The sequence below is a fragment of the Micromonospora sp. NPDC049107 genome (genome assembly GCF_040648595.1).
Taxonomy (GTDB): Bacteria; Actinomycetota; Actinomycetes; order Mycobacteriales; family Micromonosporaceae; genus Micromonospora.
The window spans coordinates 93,068-108,789 of sequence record NZ_JBEZEC010000006.1; the positions used below are offsets into that span (position 1 = coordinate 93,068).

Genomic DNA, 15,722 nt, shown 5'->3' on the forward strand with positions numbered 1-15,722 from the left:
CGAGGCGCCGGTGTGGTCGTGCGGGTCCTACCCGTGCGTCAGGGGAGGCGGTCTGTGTCGGCGGTGCACAACGAAGCGCTCGGTCCGTGGGCTGGGGACTCCGCCGCCAGTGGCCCTTCCGCCGCCGAAGCCCTGATGCGGCAGATCTTCGAGGAGCACCGGGTCCCGCTGTTGCGGTTCCTCACCCGGCTCGTCCTCGGCCAGCGGGAACTGGCCGAGGATCTGGTGCAGGAGACGTTTCTGCGTACCTGGCGGAACCTGGACATGCTCGCCACCGACCCGCAGAGGATCGCCCCGTGGTTGTACACGGTCGCCCGGCATGTGGCCATCGACGCGATCCGGTCGCGGCAGTCACGTCCGCAGGAGATCAACCTGCCGGACCTCAACCGGGTCTCCTCGGCCGAGGACGTGATGGATCGCGTGGTGAGCAACCACACCGTGCAGGTGGCCCTGAAGCAGATCAGTCCGGAGCATCGGCAGGTGCTGATCGAGATGTACTACAAGGGGGCTTCCATCGCCGAGGCGGCGGAGCGCCTCGGGATACCCGAGGGTACGGTAAAATCCCGGACGTACTATGCGGTTCGCGCGCTGCACGCGGCGATCGGCTCGACGGAGTCGTCGTGATCCCGGCCCGGCCGTTCCGAGCCTGGCCTGTCGACCAGCACGCAAGCGGTCCCGGGATGCCACCACCTGGTGCGGTGTCGACGCGTTGAGGAGAAGCGGGATGGGTCCAGGCGGTGAGCATGCCACCGACGAGCAGTCGAGGCTGGCGCTCTACCTGCTCGGCGCCCTCGACGAGGCCGACCGTGTCGCGTTCGAGGAGCATCTGGCTGGGTGTTGGCGCTGCCTGAACGAGGCGACTGAGGTCGGGGCCTCGACCAGCGGCCTGGCCGGTCTGGCGGACGTCGACTGGGAGCTGCCGGTGGCGGCGGACCCGCCGCCGAACCCCGCCGCGCGATCGGGCGGTGACCCGGCCGGGTCGGCTCGACCCACCGGCGCGCGGCCCGGCGGGGATCGGCCGGCGGGTGCCCGCCCGGATCGCGGCCCGACCAACGATCGCGGCGGCGCACGTCGTCGTCGCATCCGGATCTGGGGCGGTGCGGCCGCCGCGGTTCTGGCCCTGGCCCTGGCCGGTGGGGTCGTCGTGGTCAACGGGCGGGGCGACCCCGAGCCGACGCTGACCGCCTCGGGTGAAGCGCCCGCCTACGGCGCGAGCCTCTCCGTCCTGGTCACCGCCGACGACAGCGACCACTCCACGATCCGGATCACCGTCACGGGCCTGCGACCGGGCCTGCGCTATCGGCTCTACGCGGTGACCCGCGACGGGGTCACCCACACGGTACGGGACTGGTTGGCGTCGAACGGCCCGCAGAAGGTGACCGGCGAGACCGCGTTGCCGATCGACGAGCTGGCGTTCATCACCGTCGGGACCAGCGACGGCGTCGGCGTCGTCACCGCTCCGATCACTCGCGGCGCCGGCTCTCCCCGCTGAACGAGGTGAACCCGCGCCAGGGGTGAGCCGTAGAGCTCCGGACAACAGAACCCGAAGCTCTCCGGAGGTACCGCCATGCCCGAGGTAAACGCACCCGATCCGCGTGGCTCGCGAGCCGGTCAGCACCATGACCGGCCGCGCGACCCGATCGAGGTCGAGGTGGAAGCTCTGGCGCTCGTGACCCTCGGCAATGAGCTGCACAAGCTCTGGGCCAGGCGCGAGGCTGCTGGCCAGCCGCCGTCCGACGACGTGGTTGAGGCGATCGGGATCGTCAAGGAGCGCATGGGGCGCCTTCCATCGGAGACCCCGGCGCAGGGTGTGGCGGCGGGCGTTCCGTCCACAGTGCCGACAGCCCCGCCCGTCGGGTCGGCGGCGCACGTTCAATGGCACGACGAATTCCTCAACCTTCTCGTGCGTACCGCCCGGAAGGTGAGGCGTTGGCTGAAGGAACTGGACGCGAGATCGGACCGCTCTGACGGGCTCCCGACCGATCTGCGGAATCTGCCGGACCTGAGCAGCATCGACCCCCGCAGCGATCTCTATCGGCGTACGAGCAACCGTCTCGGTGAGCTGCTCGACCAGAGCCCGGTCCTACGGCGACTCTCGTCGAGCGGGAACCTCGACGGCGTGTCCCGGCACCTCCCGCAGCTCAGGATCGAACGTCGGGAGTACCCGATCCCATCCGCCCGGCCCGGCCCGCCGCTGGCGGACATCGCGGCCATGCCGTCGTTGCGGGCCGATCGAGCCGGCGGACCGGACCACGACTCCGGCCGGGCAGAGCCGAATAGCCCGGCACACCTGCCGCGCCAGCAACGACGGGCCACTTCAGCGGGGCTGTGAGCGCGCGTACGGATCGCGTGGTGACTCAGGTCGGGCTGGCGGACGGGAAGGACGGCGGTGGGCCACCGAGGCCCTGGTACTGGCCGAAACGGGCCCGCACCTTTGCCAGGTAACCCTGGGCCTGGGCCGTCGCGGGGATCCCACCTGCCTCCCGCACGGCGTCCATGCCCTGGTCGTACGCGACAAGGGCCAGGTCGAGCGCGCTGCCGATCGCCTGCTTGCTGTCGATGAGGCTCTGCGCCTCGTCGGCCAGGGCGCAGAGGTACCGGCCCTGCGCCATGATCGAGTCCTTCTGGTCGAGGGCGGACGTCTTGTCGTTCTTGTCGGTGTCCTTGCCGTACCGGGTGAAGACGGCGGGTGGCAGTTGGGAGATGCCCACCTCACCGTCCGCGCCGACCTTGGCGCCATCCCAGCGCGATTCGACCTCGATCTGCGCCGCGATCACGATCGGGCCGATCGAGGTGCAGATGGCACCCGCGTCCTCGATCGTGTCGGCCAGGGACACCGGCACCTGCGTCCGGTCCAGCGTTCCCTTGCCGTCGCCCTGGAACGCGGCCAGCGACTCGTCGGCCCGGTCCCAGGCGTCGCCGCTGTCGCTGCCGCCGGGGCCGGTGAACAGGATGATCAGCACGATCAGTGGGAACAGCAGGACGCCGAGCCCGCCGATGATGAGCACCGCCCCGGCGACGACGACAACGACGACCGGGCCGCCCATCAGACAGGTCGTGGCTGTCGCGATCGCCGCGCCGACCAGGACGGCCGTGCTCTTCTGCGAGCCACCGTCCTTCGCGCTCGAACCGCTCATGTCCCTCTCCCTCGGGGTTGTCGTGCACGAAAAATGTCGAACCCGCCTTGAACCGGGGGCTGAGGTCCGCCGTAGAGGCGTCCGTCATCCGGTCCGGGGTCGCCGGTCCAACGGGACCAAGCAGCGCCTGGTTCAACGGCGGCGGCCCGAATACCAACCGGACCGATGGCATCGGACGTCGAGAGCGGTGCGGACAGGAAGAGGGTGGTGATTCGGATGGGCGTTCCATCAGCGGTCGACGTGGCACGGCGGGTGCCGCTGGGAGCGGCCGGTCACGCGGGGGCCTACGGCGACGTCGTGACCCCGCAGTGGGCCCTTTCCGAGCAGGGGATCGGGTGGATAGCGGCGCACGGCGGCGCCGGGACCACCACGCTCACCCGGATGCTCGGCGGGATCGACCTCGGCTGCCGCTGGCCGGACGCCGCGCTCGGGGAGCCGGCGAAGGTGATGCTGGTGGCACGGACCAACGCCGAGGGGATGGGTGCCGCCGGACGGGCGCTGAACGCGTTGCGCGAGGGCCGGCATCCGGCCGCCATGCGGCTGATCGGTCTGGTGTTGGTGGCGGACGCGCCCGGTCGGCTGCCCCTTCCGCTCGCGCGCCGGATCCGGGTGCTGCGGTCGATCGCCCCGGTGCACCGGGTGCCGTGGATGCCTGCCTGGCGTCTGGGGATCCCACCCAGACAGCTGCCGAAAGAGTTGTTCGGCCTGGCCGGTGTCGTCGGTGCCGATCGTGAGCTACCCGGGCGCAAGGGGTGATCCAGGTGAACGTCGCACCGCGGGGCATGCCGGTGCCGCAGCGGGAACCGATGCCCTCGCTCGCGCCGCTGCCCCAGTACGACCCGCTGGGAAGCGGCGGGCTGGAGCCCCTGCTCAACCTGCTCGCCTGGGCGGTCACGGCCACCAGCGTCGCGGGACTGATGATCGTCGGCATCCTGATGATGCTTCAGCTGAATCGAGGCACCCCGGGTGAGGAGAGCGAACACTTCCGCGGCTTCACCATCGTCATGTTCGCCTGCCTGCTCGGGGCCAGCGCGGGGCCGCTGGTGACCTGGTTCGGCGACCTTGGACTCTGAGCCGTTTTCTGCCTTTTCATACGAGTTGAGTCCCACCTATGCGGTCACATCGGTGGCCTACGCCTCAAGGAGACGCACCCCATGAACCTGATGGACCTTCCCTACGTCCTCGCCGCCTCCATCTCCGTCCGCGTGCCGGAACTCCCCAGGCCGGTCGCGGGCGTCTTCGACCCCAAGCCCGGGGCGCCGGGTCAACTGAAGGATCTCGTGGACAAGTTGCTCGGTCTGATCGCCTGGGCCGGTACCGCCGCCGGTACCGCCGGGGTGCTGATCACCGGGGTCATGATGGCCATCTCGATGAAGCGCGGCGAGAGCTCGGAGCACATGTCGCGGCTCGGCATGGTGCTCGGCGGCTGCATCCTGGTCTCCGCCGCTGGTCCACTCGCGGACTTCTTCCTCTGACGTCGACCGGCTGACACGGGAGAGACGCATCATGTTCGGTAGCGGCAGACGACGCTCCGATGAGGATCCGCCGTTCTGGCGGCAACAGGGGTGGATCCTGTCGGCCGCGTTCATCGTGGGTTCCGCCCTGCTCGCCGCGGCCATCGGCCTGACGGGCCGGGACGGGGAGTCGGTAGGGCTTGCCACGGGTGGCGAGACGACCAGGCCACCGTGCGGCTCCGGGACACCGGCGGCACCGACGTCGAGCCTGCCCCCCGAGGACCTGACCTGGCAGGTTCTGGAGAGCGGGAAACGGATACCGACCTCCGCGAGCGACGGCCCGAGAGAGGTTGACGGGCAGGTTCTGCGGTGTTTCGCGCACACCCCGATGGGGGCGGTGTTGGCGGCGCACGTGGTGCCGACCCAACTCGGCGAGCGGGGTTGGCGGGCCACCGTGGAGCACCAGGTGATGGCGGGAACCGGCCGCGACGTCCTGGCGGGACGCCTCGGCTTCGCCACGCCCGGCGCGGGCGGAGGGCACGGCAGCTATGTCGGCTACCGCGTCGTGACGTATTCGCCGGAGGCCGCGCTGGTGCGATTGCTCGTCCAGACCACGGCTGGGCAACACGTCTCGACCGACGTCGAACTGCGGTGGGATGCCGGCGACTGGAAGATCCAGCCATCCCGGGTCGGCGAGGTGCGCACGCCGTCGGAGACGGTCCTGGCGAACGCCGGTTTCACCATGTGGACGAAGTGAGGGTTGGGCGACATGGACTGCGCTCCCGGAGACGCGCTCGACAGCGGCGGCACGGGCTTCTTCGACTTTCTCGGCGACCCGATCGGGACGCTGATGCGGATCGTGGCGAACATCATCCTGGCCGCCGCGATCAAGATCTTCGGCGAGCTGAGCGAGTCGGTGCCGACCCTCGGTCCCGGCTTCAGCGAGAACAACGCCGGCGTCCCGGGCCAGATCAGTGATCAGGTCCAGTGGGTCGTCACCTACCTGGCGATCGGATCGGTGCTCTTCGCCGCGGCCAAGATGGCGCTCGACCGGCGTGGTGAAGCCGGGCGGGTCGCGATCCAGGGCTTCCTGCGGGTCATCCTGGTCGCGGGCGCCGGCACGTACGTCGCCGCCAATGCCGCGAAACTCTCCGACGACTACTCCGACCACCTCTATTCCAGCGCGGCGCTCAACCTCGTCAAGAGTGTCCCGTGTATCGGCCTGGGAACCACCATGGAGGCCTTTCTCCTGCTGTTTCTCGCCTTCCTGTTGCTCCTCTCGGCAATCGTGCACGTTCTCATGCTCTACATCCGCCTGGGCGTGGTGACCATGCTGCTCGGCACGCTGCCGATGGCGGCTGCCGCCTCCATGACGAACTGGGGCACCGGGTGGTGGCGCAAACACCTCGGCTGGCTGATCGCCTGGCTCATCTACAAGCCGGCCGTCGGTCTGATCATGTTCTCCGGCTCCGCGATGATCGCCGAAGGCAATCGGACCAGCCTCGTCCATATGCGGATCGCGGGCGTCGGCGTGCTGCTGCTGTCCGCGATCGCGATGCCCGCCCTACTGAAGATCATTGTGCCGGCCACGGCGGCCCTCGGCACCGGCGATCCGTCCGGCGCCGTCGCCTCGTCCGTCGTGGGCGGAGTCGCGTCCGGAGCGAAGAAGGTCGCCGGCTCCGCGATGTCCTACGGCGGCGAGAGCGGGCCGTCCGGCGCGCGCGGGGCAGGATCCTCCCAGGGTGGAGGCGGAGGACGAGGCCCCTCCGGTAGCCAGGGGGCCGGTGGAGCCCCCGGGTCCAACGGCGACCAGGGCCAGCGGGGTAACCAGGGCCAGCGGGGCAACCAGGGCGCTTCGGGCAGTAGCGGGAGCAGCGGGGCCAGCGCGGTCCGGGCGGCGGGCACCGTCGCCGGGGCCGCCACCGACGCGGCGGTCCGCGCCGGCCGGCACGGCAGGGCCATCGTGACGGGCGCCGTGGACGGCGCCGACGGCAACGCCGGACACAACCAGTGACGGCGCCCGAGCGTCGCAAGGGCCACCGCCGGGCGGCGTCCCCGCTGATCAAGGCAGGTAGACCGGAACGAAAGGATTCACGGTGATGTCGGTGGAAGCCGCGGTCGAACCAACGTACGGCAACTGGCGGCGACCGCGTCGGGCCGGACTCGGCCCGCTCGGGCTGGTCGGTACGGTCGGCGTCTTCGGCGGCCTGGTCGTGGTGCTGTTCGCGTCGATGATTTCGCTCGGGGCGGCGATGGTGGTCGGCGTCCCCTTCGTCGTCCTGCTGGCGCCCCTGGCGATCCGCACCCAGGACGGGCGCAATGTGTATCAGCTCATATCCCTGCGGATCGGTTGGTCACAGCGCAAGTCCCGGGGCGAGCACCTCTACGTCTCGGGCCCGCTGTCGGCGCGCCCCGGTGGTCGGTTCCGTCCGCCCGGCCTGCTCACCCGGGTGAGCGCGCTGGAGGGCCGCGACGGCTACGACCGCGCCTTCGGAGTGCTGCACCACAAGGGACGCAACCTCTACACGATCGTGCTGCGGTGTGAGCCGGACGGCGGCTCGCTGGTCGACCCGGACCAGGTCGACACCTGGGTGGCGCTCTGGGGCGAATGGCTGGCCCGGCTCGCCCACGAGCCGGCCCTGCGGGGCGCCTCGGTCATCGTCGAGACCGCCCCGGACCCGGGAACCCGGCTGGCGAACGAGATCCTGCCCCGCCTCGCCCCGGACGCGCCGGCCGCCGCTCGGGCCGTTATGGAGGAGGTGGTCGGCGACTATCCGTCAGCCTCGTCCGAGATGAACTCCTACATCACGCTCACCTACGGCGCGTCGGGTGGGCCACGACGCGACCCCGAGGACGTGGTCGCGGACCTTGCCGTCCGGGTGCCGAGTCTGCTGACCGGGCTGATCAGCGCGGGCGGCGGTGTGGCCGAGCCGTTGAGCGCCGAGCAGATCGCCGAGATGGTCCGGGTCGCCTACGACCCGGCCTGCGCCGCCGAGGTGCTCAACGTACGGGCCGAGCACGGCCACACCGGTCTGGAGTGGGAGGACGCGGGCCCGGTCGCGGCGGTGGAGTCGGTCGACGCGTACCACCACGACTCGGGTGTCTCCCGGACCTGGCTGCTGACGCTCGCGCCCCGGGGCACGGTGCGGGCCAGCGTCCTGCGCACGATGCTGGACGCCTCCGACGGAACCCGCCGCAAGCGGGTCGCCCTGCTCTACCGACCGCTCGATCCGGCGACGTCCGCCCGGATCGTCGAGTCGGACCGACGTACGGCGCAGTTCATGGCGACATCCAAGCGCGGCATGGTGCAGGCCCGCGCCAGCGCCGAGGTGCGCGCCGCCGAGCAGGCCGCCGCCGAGGAGGCGACCGGGGCAGGGCTGGTGGAGTTCTCGTTGATGCTCACCATCACCGTCGACACCCCGGACCAGCTCGACGACGCGGCGGTGGTGGTCCGCAACATGACCGGTTCCAGCCGGATCGCGATGCGCCCCGCCCACCGTATGCAGGCCGCCGCGTTCAGTTGCACGCTCCCCGTCGGGATCCTGCCCTGGGAGCAGACCCTGCTGCCGCACGAACTTCAGGAGGCGATGTGACAGACATCCGAGCGCGCCCTGCCGGGACCGTTACGCGTGCGGTCGACCTCGGCGCCGGCTGGCCGGCCGGCCACTCGGGTGGGCAGACCGCTCTGACCGGAGTCACCGGCGACCTGGCCGAGGGCGCCCCGGTGACCCGGAATCAGAAGCCCAGGAAACGTCCGGCCGTGCCGGAGTCGACGCGCGGTTGGGCGGGCCGGGGTGGAGGCCGGGTCGGCTATCTCGACTCGCCGACGATGTGGCGGGCGACCACCGTGCAGGCGTGCGGCCTGTGGCCGTTCTCCGCCGGCTCGGGTGCGCCGATGTCCGGCGTACCGATCGGACAGCACCTCTTCACCGGCGCCACGGTCTGCGGCGATCCGCTCTCCTGGTTCACCCGGGCCCGCTATATCTCGAACCCCTCGCTGTTCATGCTCGGCATGCCGGGCTTGGGAAAGTCCACGCTGATCAACCGGATGGCGGTCGGGCTGGCCGCCACCGGCGTGGTTCCGCTGGTGCTCGGCGACCTCAAGCCGGACTACGCGGACACGGTCCGCGCGCTCGGTGGCCAGGTCATCCCGATCGGACGCGGGGTCGGCGGCATCAACGTGCTGGACCCGGGGGCGATGGGCATCGCCGCCGAGCGGATCGGCGGTCCGGCGGGCAAGGCGCTCGCCGCCGAGACACACGGCCGGGTGCTGAACATGGTGGCGGCGCTGCTGACCATCGTGCGGGGCCGGGCGTTGGACGACCACGAGCAGGCAGTGCTCTCTGCCTGCCTGCGTCACCTGCGGGACCGTACGCCGAGCAACCGCGCACCCCTCCTGCCCGACCTGCTGCGGGTGCTGGACGAGGGGCCGGACCGGGTCCGTGCGGTGACCCTCGATCGGGGGCAGGACACCCGCTACCGGGACGCGGTGGACCCGCTGCACCGGTCGTTGCTGGGCATCCTCGACGGGGCGCTGGGGGACACCTTCGGCTCGGAGACCTCCACCCGTATCGACCCGGACGCCCCGGCCGTGTGCATCGACATCTCCCGGATCGGTGAGGCGGACACCCAGCTCACCGCGGCGGCGATGCTCGCGGCCTGGTCCGACGGCCTGGGTACGGTGGCCGCCTCGCACGCCCTGGCCGACGCGGGGTTGGCGCCGCGCCGCTGGTTCTTCACCATCCTCGACGAGCTGTGGCGTCCGCTGCGGGCCGCCTCCGGGATCGTCGACCGGATCGATGCCCTGACCCGGCTCAACCGCTCGCTGGGCCTCGGCGACGCGAAGATCACCCATACCCTCAAGGACGCCGAGGCGCTGGGCACCGACGCGGACCGGGCGAAGGCGCGCGGCTTCGTGGAGCGGGCCGGGATCGTCGCCTGCGCCGGCCTGCCGATGGCCGAGATGCAGGAGCTGGGTCGGGTGGTGGGCATGTCCCGCCGGGAGATCGAGCTGGTCTCGTCGTGGTCGTCCCCGCCCGGCTGGGCGAGCACCGGCTCGAACGAGGATCCCCCCGGTCGCGGCCGTTTTCTGATCAAGGTCGGTGGACGTCCGGGCATCCCGATCCGGGTCACGATCACCGAGACCGAGCGGCGGCTGCACGACACGAACCTGCGCTGGGTGCAGAACGGGTACGCGCAGGAGCAGGCCGCCGAGCGCGCGGCGGCCCGGATGGTGGCCTTCGAGGCCGAGGCCGAACTGGGCAACCTGGCCATCCGTCCCGAGTTGGTGTCCGACGCCGAGGGGTGGTCGTCGTGAGCCGCTCACCCGGTGGCCGTCCGCACGGCGCCGACCTTTTCTTCTGGGCCTTCACCGTGATGGTGCTCGCCAACGCGGGGATCTTCCTGGTGGCCTGGTTCGGCGGCACCCTCGGCGCTGTCGTGACCCTGCACGGTTGGCACCCGCCACCGGTGACGCTGGACTCGTACGTCCTGCTGGTCTCCGGGCGGATCGAGGTGCTCTGGCCGGGGGTCTCACCGTTCGCCGTCTACAGCGGCATGGTGGTGTCGTTCGTGCTGCTCGCCCTGTCCGCCGCGCTGGGCGTCCGCAAGGTCCTGGAGCTGCGGGCCCGTGGCAAGGGACTGGCCGGTACGCACGAGCTGGCGTCGCTCGCCCCCGCGGGGATCGCGGCCCGCGCCCGCGAGTTGCGGCCCTCGCTGGCGGGCATGCGGGAGCTGCCGCCGGACGAGCGGGGCAACCTCCTGGGCGACCTGATGCCGAACGGGCCGGAGCTGCGCTCCTCCTATGAGGACGTGGAGCTGGACCTGATGGCGCCGCGCGCGGGTAAGTCGACCGGAATCGCCATTCCCCGGGTGCTCCGGGCCCGGGGCGCGGTGCTGCTCACCTCGAACAAGTCCGACGTGTACTCGGTGACCAGGGCCGAGCGGGAGCGGATCGGCACGGTCTGGACCTTCGACCCGCAGGGCATCGCGCACACACCCCGCGAGATGTGGTGGGACATGCTCGCCGTCTGCGTGACGATCGAGGGTGCGCGGCGGCTGGCCGGGCACTTCGTGGCCTCGGTCAACGACGACACGACCAAGAAGGACTTCTGGATAGCGGCCGCGCAGAACACGCTGACGGCGCTGTTCCTCGCCGCGGCTCGGGGCGGGGCCACCATCTCCGACCTGTTGGGCTGGCTCGCCGACCCGGCCGACCGTACGCCGATCGACCTGCTCCGCGATGCCGGGATGGGCGCGATGGCCGAGCAGTTGCAGGGAACGGTGCGCGGCGCGGTGGAGACCCGGGACGGCATCTATGAGACCGCGCGCCAGTGCGTGGCCTGCCTGCTCGACCCGGAGATCCTCGCCTGGGTGTCATACGACCCGGATCTGCCGGAGTTCCTGCCGGACCTGCACGTACTCGGTCGGGACACGCTCTACCTGCTCTCCAAGGACGGCGGCGGCTCGGCGGCCGGGGTGATCGCCGGCATCGCGGACGCCACGCTGCGGGCCGGCGTGGTCGCCGCGGAGCGGATGGGCGGGCGGTTGGACCCGCCGATGACGGCGGTGCTCGACGAGGCGGCCAACGTCTGCCGGATCTCCGACCTGCCCGACCTCTACTCGCACCTCGGCTCGCGGGGGATCAACGTGGTGACGCTGCTGCAGAGCTACCGGCAGGGGTCGCGGGTCTGGGGCGATGCGGGGATGGACGCGTTGTGGGGCGCCGCCACGATCAAGCTGCTCGGTGCGGGCCTGGACGACGCCGACTTCGTGGAGAAGGTCTCCAAGCTGGTGGGCCAGCACGACGTGAGCACGCTCAGTGTCTCGCGCAGCCGCGACGGTTCCTCGCGCTCCACCTCGTTCCGGCAGGAGAACATCCTGCCCCCGGACAGGATCCGCGCCCTGCCGAAGGGGACCGCGCTGCTGCTGGCCACCGGCATCCGCCCGGCGGTGATCCGGCTGCGCCCCTGGTACAAGGAGCCCGACGCCGCCCGCATCTCCGCCGCCGCGAAGCAGGAGGTGGCCGCGATCACCGAGCGGGCCACCCGTAAGCAGTTCCCCAGCTCATTCGCGGCGCCGTCGGACTGACGATCCTCGGAAAAACCCCAGATCCTCATGAACCCCGGCCAGGTGTGCCGCGTAGAGCGGGTATCCGGTTCCACAGATGGTAGGAGGAAGAACAGATGTCGGATCTTTACAATGAGTGGGACTACTACAACCAGGACGGCAGCTACGCCAACGCTTACAGTGGCCGGAACTCGCCGACGGCCGCCGGGTCGAACAATTATGCCCAGTACGCTCAGTCGCCGGGGGCTGGATCGGACCCGAATCTGGCTGGCTACCGGTCGGGTGACGTCGTCTCGTACGACCGACTGAGCGTTGACACGCAGTATGTGGACAGCGGTTCGCAGTATGTGGACAGCGGTTCCCAGGGTTACGCGCAGTACGCCGCCGCGCCCACGCCCTACCGGATCGACCCCGTCCCTCGGGAGCAGTTGCTGTTCTCGCAGACGGACGGGCGAACGGTAAATGACTTCTACCCGAATATCGACTACAACTACCGGCTCATGGGAGAGGGAAACTCGCCAACTTCGCCGGTAGCTGAACGGTCGGGCCTGGATCTCGATCGGAACCACAGCGAGTACCGCGGGCTGGAAGCCGGCTTCATCGCCGCCCTTGAGGGAAGGCCGGTCAGTATCGTGTCGACTGGTGATGGCAAGGTCGGTGTGGTTCCCGCTCCGGAGCCCGGGTCTTATCAGCCTTCCCTGCAGGACGGTGGGTCGAGCCTGGGGGTGGGTATGGCTTCGCAGCCCGGGTCTTATCAGCCTTCCCTGCAGAACGCCGACTCCGATGCGAGCATCAGAGGGTTGGCTCCCTCCGATCAGTATCAGATTTCGGAAACCCCAGACCGCCGCAGTCACGATCAATCAAGTGTGGTGCGGATCGATGCGGCCGGCCGAAGGCATTGGGCGACCTGGGAACAGGCCGCCCTGCTCGGGGCCGCCGTGGGATTAACGGGGGAGGCTCTGGCGAGGGCATTGGTGGCCCCTGCGGGCGTTGTCGCCGCTGTTGCCGCGACAAGCGCTCCGGATGTGGTGCACGGGCTGTGGAACGCCAAAGCTGAATTCGTGAAGTACCAGAACGGTCAGAAGCCAAACTGGGACAGGGCGTTGAGTGGTCTTTCGAAGGCCATCGCGTACGGGGCGACCGCTGGCATCCCTGCTCAGATGTACCGCGCCTACCAGCCAGGTGCGGGGGACTCGAACCAGGTCGTGTTCAATCGGGCCGAGATGCGATTGGCGGCTATTCCCGCCAGTATCGCCGCCGGAGGTGCCTTCGCGGCACTCGTGTTCGACAAGCGAGCGCGGGCGCAGCAGGAGAAGGAAACGGGGGTCAATCAGCATCACGGTTTCGCCGGCCTGGAGTCGCAGAGCGCGGAGGGCCGGGATCGAGGGCGGGAAGACAACCCGGGCCTCCACCGCCGCAAGGGTAAGGAGAAGGTGAAGGCCGCGGCCCAAGGCTCGTGATGGTCGCGCTCAGCGTTGTCGCAGAGGAATTGTGAGGACTATCCGTGACAGGCGAAACTCGGCAGTCCGAGTCGCTCCGAGATGACGTTCCCGACGTACAGTCGCCGCGGGAAGCGCCTGCGTCCGAGAAGAAGAGCGAGCCGTTCTTCATTCTCTACCTCAACGGCCCAACCTACCTGGAGGAGATGCGACGGCTGTCGCTGTGGGTGGAGAAGCTCCTGATCCCGGTGTACGGCGAGGAGGTGACATCCGGGGCGCCGTGGTGCCCGCGCTGGCACGAGCACACCGAGGCCGTCGCCTACTTTCACGGGCTGTGGCTGGCCTGGCAGGACAAGACCGGCCCAAAGGCCAGTCTCACCGGCCCCTCCGAGTGGCACCGGGACCACCTCGGCCCCACCATGACCGCGCTCCGCAACCCTTCGGGTCCCTTCGCGGGTTGCAAACCCGGGGCACACCGCGCGAAGGAGCGCCCATCCGTCGAACCGGCCGGCCCCGAGAACTTCGGACCCTGACGCCGCACCCCGTACCGGCCCGCCGAGATCGAACGGCGGGCCGGCCCGGCGTGGCGGACGTGCAACGACGGCTGGGCGGATGGGCCTGGACTTCATCCGGCACTCCCACCGAGGCGTCGGCGGCGGGTGAGGTTCAACAGGTGTGGATGATCCGATCAACACCGGGCCGCGTCCCGCTCCGGCGCGCCCTGACTAGCATGCCCTCGTGATCGAAGAATTGATCAGGAGCGCTGCCGCCGAGGACGACGACGCCATCGAGAAGCTGTGCGTGATCGCCGACGCCGACCCGCAGAGCCTGACCCCGTACCTGGGCGCCCTGCTCGATGCCGACGTGCTGTGGCCCGCGAGGGTGTACCGGGCGGCGGACGACGACGTGGTACGCCGGATCATCGAGCGGATCGACGGCGGGCGCACGCCGGACCGGCTCAACCATCTGCTCGTCATCCTCGCGCACACCGCGCACCCGCTCGCCGAGAGCGCCATGCGTCGCTGGTCGACGCGACCGCCGGCCGGCGCGGACGAGCTGCACGTCAGCGTCCTGAGCTACGCGCTCGAGGGCGGCTGGACGGTCGACGTGGACGGCGGCCGCCGGGATCTCTGCGGGACCACCGCGTACCAGTGGGTCATGCGCGACGCACCGCGACGTGCGGACGGTCCCACCTGCCCGTGGTGTGCGTCGCCACGGTGGATCGCCGCGGACCTCGACACGGCGGAGCCTGCTGTCCGGGACGCGATGGCGCACACCGGCTGGTCCGGCCGGCTGGTGATCGAGACCTGCCAGTTCTGCGCCTGCTACGCCACCCTGTACAGCCAGGTCACCTCGGCCGGCGACAGCACCTGGTGGACCGGCAACACCCGCCCGAGCTACCTCGGTGATGCTCAACCGGAGGACCCGCCGGCGCTGGCGCCGGTTCTGGGCCCGGCGAGGTCGACCCCCTACCAGGCGAGCGCGTGGGACCAGGGCGGCTCGACGCTGGGCGGGCGGCCCGACTGGATCCAGGACGCCGAGCACGCGGACTGCCCCGGGTGCGGTCAACCGATGGACTACCTGGGCCTGGTCGGCGGCGCGGACCTGGACGAGTACGGCGAGGGCGCCTACTACCTGCACCTGCACCAGCCCTGTGGGTTCGCCGCGGTGAACTACCAACAGAGCTGATCGCCGTACCGGCGGAATGAGACGTTCAAGGTGGAGATTCCCGGCCGGGGCGGGAAGGATGCTCTCGTGTCACCGGACGTGCAACCCGCCACGGAGGTGCAGGCGTGGCGGCCGAAACTGTCGGGCGTCACCGAGGTGCTACACGCCCATTTCACCGATCATGCCTATCCGATGCACGCTCACGACACCTGGACGCTCCTCATCGTCGACGAGGGCGCGGTGCGCTACGACCTGCACCGGCACGAGCGCTACGCCTTCGGTGAGCTGGTAACCCTCCTGCCTCCGCACGTTCCGCACAACGGTCGCTCGGCCAGTCCGGAGGGTTTTCGGAAACGGGTGATCTACCTTGACGCGAGCAGTCACCTGTCGGCCGACCTCGCCGGTCGATCGGTCGGCATCTCCAGCTTCCCCGATCCCTGGCTGCGCGACGCCATCTCGGCATTGCACGGCGCTCTTCTGCAACCCGGGGACGAATTGCGGGCCGAGACGCTGCTGACTCTGCTCACCGACAGTGTGCGCGCCCGCCTGGGGGAGCGGATCGTCATGCCGGACGCCGATCCCAGGGCGGCCTACCTGCTTCGCGACCTGATCGAGCAGCACATTGCCGACGGGGTCTCGCTGTACGAGGCCGGTCGGCTGCTGCACTTCGACCCCTCGTACCTGGTTCGGGCGTTCAGCCGCGAGTTCGGCATGTCGCCGCACCGCTACCTGACCTCCCGGCGGGTCGACGAGGCGCGACGCCTGATTCTGGACGGGCACCCCCTGGACCGGGTCGCCACGAGCAGCGGCTTCTACGATCAGCCGCATCTGGCCCGCCACTTCAAGCGGATCCTCGGCGTCAGCCCGGGGGTCTTCGCTCGCACGGCTGGGCTCGCCGCGGCGTCGACGTAGCTGCCGGGAAGTGCCGTCCTTGCCCGTGCCGAGGAGTCACGTCA

Annotated in this window: 16 protein-coding genes; 15 read left to right on the forward strand and 1 reads right to left on the reverse strand. The window is 70.2% G+C overall.

Annotated elements, in window-relative coordinates; translation table 11 throughout:
* The first annotated feature begins 63 nt into the window (after positions 1-63).
* The 3 genes from AB0B55_RS16275 to AB0B55_RS16285 all read left to right on the forward strand — a co-directional run bounded on the left by AB0B55_RS16275 (position 64) and on the right by AB0B55_RS16285 (position 2,332).
* The gene (locus AB0B55_RS16275) at positions 64-624 is read left to right on the forward strand and encodes a sigma-70 family RNA polymerase sigma factor (RefSeq protein WP_357122151.1); all 561 of its coding nucleotides are present in this window, start codon (positions 64-66) and stop codon (positions 622-624) included.
* A 100-nt stretch (positions 625-724) separates the two neighbouring features.
* Entirely contained in the window at positions 725-1,492 is a 768-nt protein-coding gene (locus AB0B55_RS16280) for a zf-HC2 domain-containing protein (RefSeq protein WP_357120985.1), read from the forward strand.
* Positions 1,493-1,567: 75 nt separating this feature from the next.
* Positions 1,568-2,332, forward strand: coding sequence for a hypothetical protein (locus AB0B55_RS16285; protein WP_357120988.1), 765 nt, complete (start codon positions 1,568-1,570; stop codon positions 2,330-2,332).
* Positions 2,333-2,357: 25 nt separating this feature from the next.
* Here the strand turns inward: AB0B55_RS16285 and AB0B55_RS16290 are convergent, their stop codons facing one another.
* Positions 2,358-3,137 (reverse strand): lytic transglycosylase domain-containing protein, encoded by a 780-nt coding sequence (locus AB0B55_RS16290; RefSeq protein WP_357120991.1) that lies wholly within the window; start codon positions 3,135-3,137, stop codon positions 2,358-2,360.
* 216 nt (positions 3,138-3,353) lie between these two features.
* Here AB0B55_RS16290 and AB0B55_RS16295 point away from each other — a divergent pair, with 216 nt between their 5' ends.
* The 12 genes from AB0B55_RS16295 (at position 3,354) to AB0B55_RS16350 (ending at position 15,678) form a co-directional block, all read left to right on the forward strand.
* Positions 3,354-3,893, forward strand: a complete 540-nt coding sequence (locus AB0B55_RS16295; protein WP_357172070.1) for a DUF6668 family protein — start codon at positions 3,354-3,356, stop codon at positions 3,891-3,893.
* A 5-nt stretch (positions 3,894-3,898) separates the two neighbouring features.
* Positions 3,899-4,210, forward strand: a complete 312-nt coding sequence (locus tag AB0B55_RS16300; protein WP_357120997.1) for a hypothetical protein — start codon at positions 3,899-3,901, stop codon at positions 4,208-4,210.
* Between the two features lie 81 nt (positions 4,211-4,291).
* Positions 4,292-4,612: a hypothetical protein gene (locus AB0B55_RS16305; protein WP_357121000.1), complete on the forward strand. Its 321-nt coding sequence runs from the start codon at positions 4,292-4,294 to the stop codon at positions 4,610-4,612.
* A gap of 31 nt (positions 4,613-4,643) precedes the next feature.
* The gene (locus tag AB0B55_RS16310; protein ID WP_357121003.1) at positions 4,644-5,348 is read left to right on the forward strand and encodes a hypothetical protein; all 705 of its coding nucleotides are present in this window, start codon (positions 4,644-4,646) and stop codon (positions 5,346-5,348) included.
* 12 nt (positions 5,349-5,360) lie between these two features.
* Positions 5,361-6,605: a hypothetical protein gene (locus tag AB0B55_RS16315; protein ID WP_357121006.1), complete on the forward strand. Its 1,245-nt coding sequence runs from the start codon at positions 5,361-5,363 to the stop codon at positions 6,603-6,605.
* A gap of 85 nt (positions 6,606-6,690) precedes the next feature.
* Positions 6,691-8,184 (forward strand): SCO6880 family protein, encoded by a 1,494-nt coding sequence (locus AB0B55_RS16320; protein WP_357121009.1) that lies wholly within the window; start codon positions 6,691-6,693, stop codon positions 8,182-8,184.
* Positions 8,181-9,908 carry an ATP/GTP-binding protein gene (locus tag AB0B55_RS16325; RefSeq protein WP_357172071.1) on the forward strand — a complete coding sequence of 576 codons (1,728 nt, stop codon included), beginning with the start codon at positions 8,181-8,183 and terminating at the stop codon, positions 9,906-9,908. The genes AB0B55_RS16320 and AB0B55_RS16325 overlap by 4 nt, the downstream gene beginning before the upstream one ends.
* A complete protein-coding gene (locus AB0B55_RS16330; RefSeq protein WP_357172072.1) occupies positions 9,905-11,680 on the forward strand; it encodes a TraM recognition domain-containing protein in 1,776 nt (591 codons plus the stop codon). The genes AB0B55_RS16325 and AB0B55_RS16330 overlap by 4 nt, the downstream gene beginning before the upstream one ends.
* A 95-nt stretch (positions 11,681-11,775) precedes the next feature.
* Entirely contained in the window at positions 11,776-13,119 is a 1,344-nt protein-coding gene (locus AB0B55_RS16335) for a hypothetical protein (RefSeq protein ID WP_357172073.1), read from the forward strand.
* A gap of 44 nt (positions 13,120-13,163) precedes the next feature.
* Positions 13,164-13,631, forward strand: a complete 468-nt coding sequence (locus AB0B55_RS16340) for a DUF4913 domain-containing protein (protein WP_357172074.1) — start codon at positions 13,164-13,166, stop codon at positions 13,629-13,631.
* Between the two features lie 205 nt (positions 13,632-13,836).
* Positions 13,837-14,787 carry a hypothetical protein gene (locus tag AB0B55_RS16345; RefSeq protein WP_357121023.1) on the forward strand — a complete coding sequence of 317 codons (951 nt, stop codon included), beginning with the start codon at positions 13,837-13,839 and terminating at the stop codon, positions 14,785-14,787.
* A 66-nt stretch (positions 14,788-14,853) separates the two neighbouring features.
* A complete protein-coding gene (locus tag AB0B55_RS16350; protein ID WP_357172075.1) occupies positions 14,854-15,678 on the forward strand; it encodes an AraC family transcriptional regulator in 825 nt (274 codons plus the stop codon).
* The last annotated feature ends 44 nt before the right edge of the window (positions 15,679-15,722 follow it).